4 protein-coding genes are annotated in these 3,958 nt (G+C 53.1%); 2 read left to right on the top strand and 2 right to left on the bottom strand.

Annotated elements, in window-relative coordinates; genetic code table 11:
- Positions 1-627, bottom strand: a 627-nt coding sequence (locus PPL9_RS33510; RefSeq protein ID WP_208989500.1) for an enoyl-CoA hydratase/isomerase family protein, incomplete at its 3' end; no start/stop codon positions are given.
- Positions 628-788: 161 nt separating this feature from the next.
- Entirely contained in the window at positions 789-1,928 is a 1,140-nt protein-coding gene (locus tag PPL9_RS19720) for an isobutyryl-CoA dehydrogenase (protein ID WP_057464289.1), read from the bottom strand.
- 467 nt (positions 1,929-2,395) lie between these two features.
- Between PPL9_RS19720 and hemB the strand changes: the two genes are divergently transcribed.
- On the top strand, positions 2,396-3,424 hold the full coding sequence (hemB, locus tag PPL9_RS19715; RefSeq protein ID WP_057464288.1) for a porphobilinogen synthase: 1,029 nt from the start codon (positions 2,396-2,398) through the stop codon (positions 3,422-3,424).
- Between the two features lie 34 nt (positions 3,425-3,458).
- Positions 3,459-3,958, top strand: a 500-nt coding sequence (locus tag PPL9_RS19710) for a pyridoxal-phosphate dependent enzyme (RefSeq protein WP_152986777.1), incomplete at its 3' end; no start/stop codon positions are given.

Raw genomic sequence — 3,958 nt, 5'->3', positions numbered from 1 at the left:
CGCCAGCACAGGCTCTACGTCCTGAGCCTCACACAGCGCCTCTGCCAACGCAGCCATATCCTCAGACTTCACCGCATGGGTCAAAATGCCGGTCCAGTAGCAATCCGCTTGCCTCAACCGCTCCCCGGTCATCGCGCAGTACATGCCCGTGTTCTGAGGCATCTTCGGCAGGAAGTGACTGCCGCCCACATCCGGAAAGAAACCAATCGCCGTCTCAGGCATGGCAAACATCGTCTTCTCACTGCCCACACGATACGCACCATGAACCGAGATGCCGACACCGCCACCCATCACAATACCATCAAGCAGCGCAATCAAAGGCTTAGCGTAGCTTTCCATGTAAGTGTTGAGGCGATACTCATCCGCAAAGAACGGCAGGCTCACATCAATTTTCTCAGGCCCGTTTTCGGCAACCTGACGAATATCTCCGCCCGCGCAAAAGGCCTTTTCACTGTTGCTCTTAATGAGAACATGATGAACCGCATCATCAATCAGCCAGCGCTCCAGCTGCCGGTGCATCGCAACACACATCTCATGTGTCAGCGCATTCAGCGCCTTGGGGCGATTGAGAATGATAAGACCAGCATGGCCCTTCTCTTCAAAAAGAACATCAGTAGTTTCGGACAAGACTTCCCCCGCATATTCCTGTTGCACAGCGTACCTATTCATTTTGCTAAATTTGCTCAGCGTATCTCTGAAAAGTGCCTACCGGTTTTCGGATAAAGAAACGCAACATAAAAGCCAAAGCAGTTCACTCCAACCATCCTAGGAAGAACTGCTTCGGCAACTCAAGCTTTCATCAGTTCACGCGCCACGATGACGCGCATAATCTCGTTGGTTCCTTCCAGTATCTGGTGCACCCGCAAGTCGCGCAAATGACGCTCCAGCGGATAATCCTTCAGATACCCGTAACCACCATGGATCTGCAGCGCTTCATTGACCACCTTGAAGCCCGTATCCGTCGCAAGCCGCTTGGCCATCGCCGCCATCTTGGTCGCCTGAGGATCTTTCCGGTCCAGCAGAAACGCCGCCTTATGCAGCAACAAACGCGCCGCTTCCAGTTCCGTCGCCATATCCGCAATTTTGAACTGCAGCGCCTGAAACTGCGCCAGCGAGCGCCCGAACTGCTTGCGCTCATCCATATACTGCAAAGCCCGGTCCAGACAGAACTGCGCCCCGCCAAGCGAACAGGCCCCAATATTTAGACGCCCACCATCAAGCCCGGCCATGGCAATCGAAAAGCCTTGCCCCTCTGCGCCAACTAGGTTCTCAACCGGAACACGGCAATCTTCAAAGATCACCTGCGCCGTCGGCTGGCTGCACCATCCAAGCTTATGCTCGTTGGCCCCAAAGGATAGACCCGGCGCATCCTTTTCAACCACGATACAGGATATCCCCTTCGGCCCATCTTCACCCGTGCGAACCATACACACGTAAACATCAGAGACACCACCGCCAGAGATAAAGGATTTAGAGCCGTTGATCACATAATGATCACCATCCCGCACCGCCTTCGTGCGTAGCGACGCTGCATCTGATCCAGCCCCCGGCTCGGTCAGACAATAACTCGCCACCTTCTCCATACTGCAAAGACCGGGGAGAAACTTCTGCCGAACCTCATCAGACCCAAACCGGTCCACCATACCAGCAGCCATATTATGGATAGACAAAAACGCAGAGGTAGAAACACATCCCTTGGAGAGCTCTTCAAAGATCAACGCCCCATCAAGACGTCCCAGCTGCGAGCCGCCCACATCTTCACGCACATACAGCCCGCCCAGACCCAGCGCCGCTGCCTTGCGAAGCACATCCAGTGGAAAATGAGATTTCGCATCCCACTCTGCTGCAAAAGGCGCCATCTCCTCCTGCGCAAATCCGGCTGCCATATCCACAAAGGCGCGTTGATCTTCGTTCAGTTCAAATTCCATGGAATCCGTCCTCCCGGCAAGCAGCCTCCCACAACCACCAGCCACAATATTAATGTAATTGCGTCAATCGGTAGACCCACACCAAAACTGCGTCAATTCTCGGAAAGACCAAGATAAGACCAATTGCTCAGTCAAAACAGCGGCCCGTACACAGCAACGTTCCAAAAACGCAAAGCTTTCAAACCAACGCAACAAATCGCGCAAAGCTATAATCTACGAGTGATTCCCCGCTTGTTCCCCTCATGCCTCCGATCAGCTGAGAGGATAAGTCTGTCGTCCACCGTTTAATTGCTCTGAAAGCGAAAACCTTCCCGCGATTCTAAAGAACCTCTGGAACACAAAAAGAATTTGAGTTTCATCAAGCAAACTCCCCGTGCTATCTGACATCAAATGCCCTAGTAGTTTTGAATAAACCGACGCTCTCAGAGCTAAAGACGCCACACAACAAGTCATTCAGGTGAGTTACCATGCCGTTTGCCAATGAATCGCATTCTTCCGTAGACATGAACCAGATTTTGAACGGCCGCCGAATGCGTCGCAATCGTCACAGCGATTGGTCCCGTCGTTTGATCCGCGAAAACACAATCACCACGGACGACCTGATCTGGCCAATCTTCCTGATTGATGGCGAGAAGAAAACCGAACCAGTCACGTCCATGCCAGGCGTTGAGCGCTATTCTGTCGATATGGCAGTGCGCGCCGCTGAGCAGGCTGCAGAACTTGGCATTCCGGTTATGGCACTGTTTCCAAACACTGACCCTGATTTGCGCGATGAAATGGGCACCGAAGCGCTGAACGACAGCAACCTGACCTGCCGCGCGCTGCAAGCCATCAAAGCAGAAGGTTTCCCTGTTGGCCTGATGACAGACGTTGCGCTGGACCCTTACACCTCTCACGGCCACGATGGCCTGATGGCAGGTGACAAGATCATCAATGATGAGACCGTAGATCAGCTGTGCCGTCAGGCTCTTATTCAGGCAGAAGCTGGCTCTGATATCATTGCACCTTCTGACATGATGGATGGCCGTATCGGTGCAATCCGCTATGCGCTGGACAATAATAACTTTGAAAACCTGCAGATCATGGCCTACTCCGCAAAGTATGCCTCCGCATTTTATGGCCCGTTCCGCGACGCTGTTGGCTCCAACTCAAACCTGAAGGGCGACAAACGCACCTATCAGATGGACCCGGCCAACACGGACGAAGCGCTGAAAGAAGCTGAGCTGGACCTGGATGAAGGTGCAGACATGATCATGGTGAAGCCGGGAATGCCTTACCTTGATATTCTCCGCCGCATCAAAGACGCCTTCCTTGCACCAACCTACGCCTATCAGGTCTCCGGCGAATACGCCATGATCTGCGCAGCAGCGCAAAACGGCTGGATGGACAAAGACAAAGCCATGCTGGAAAGCCTGATGGCGTTTAAACGCGCTGGCGCAGATGGTGTCTTAACCTACTTTGCACCTGAACTTGCGAAAAAGCTAAACGGCAAATAAAGCCCGTAAAACAAGACACCTGCGAGAACAAAACATGCCAAAGGTGGCCTCACCTCTTCTCACCCTTTCAAAGATTGAAGAGGCTGCAAACAACATCAAGGGCGCGGTGATATCAACACCGCTCCTGCCAGCTGCTCAACTGGATGCCATCACTGGCGCCACTGTTTTCGTCAAATACGAAAATATGCAGGCCACCAATGCCTTCAAAGAGCGCGGCGCCCTAAACAAGCTGCTTCACCTGACAGATGAAGAGAAAAGCCGCGGTGTGATCGCCATGTCCGCTGGCAATCACGCACAAGCTGTCGCTCTTCACGCACAGCGTCTTGGCATCCCAGCACTCATCGTCATGCCCAACGGCACGCCTTACGTGAAGGTGGAGGCAACCAAAGCCTTTGGCGCTAAAGTCGTTCTCGCTGGTGAAACCGTCGACGATGCCAAGAATGAAGCCGACCGCCTTTCTAAAAAACACGGCTATATCTGGGTGCATCCTTTTGATGATCTGGAAGTCATCGCAGGACAAGGCACAATCGCCCT

This window comes from Pseudovibrio sp. POLY-S9 (assembly GCF_001431305.1).
GTDB lineage: Bacteria > Pseudomonadota > Alphaproteobacteria > Rhizobiales > Stappiaceae > Pseudovibrio.
Note: the sequence above shows the minus strand (reverse complement) of the source record. Positions and strands in the feature narration are given on the sequence as shown.

Coding starts and splice junctions, on each gene's coding strand:
- PPL9_RS19720 (WP_057464289.1), bottom strand. CDS start 1,928: ATGGAATTTGAACTGAACGAAGATCAACGCGCCTTTGTGGATATGGCA.
- hemB (WP_057464288.1), top strand. CDS start 2,396: ATGCCGTTTGCCAATGAATCGCATTCTTCCGTAGACATGAACCAGATT.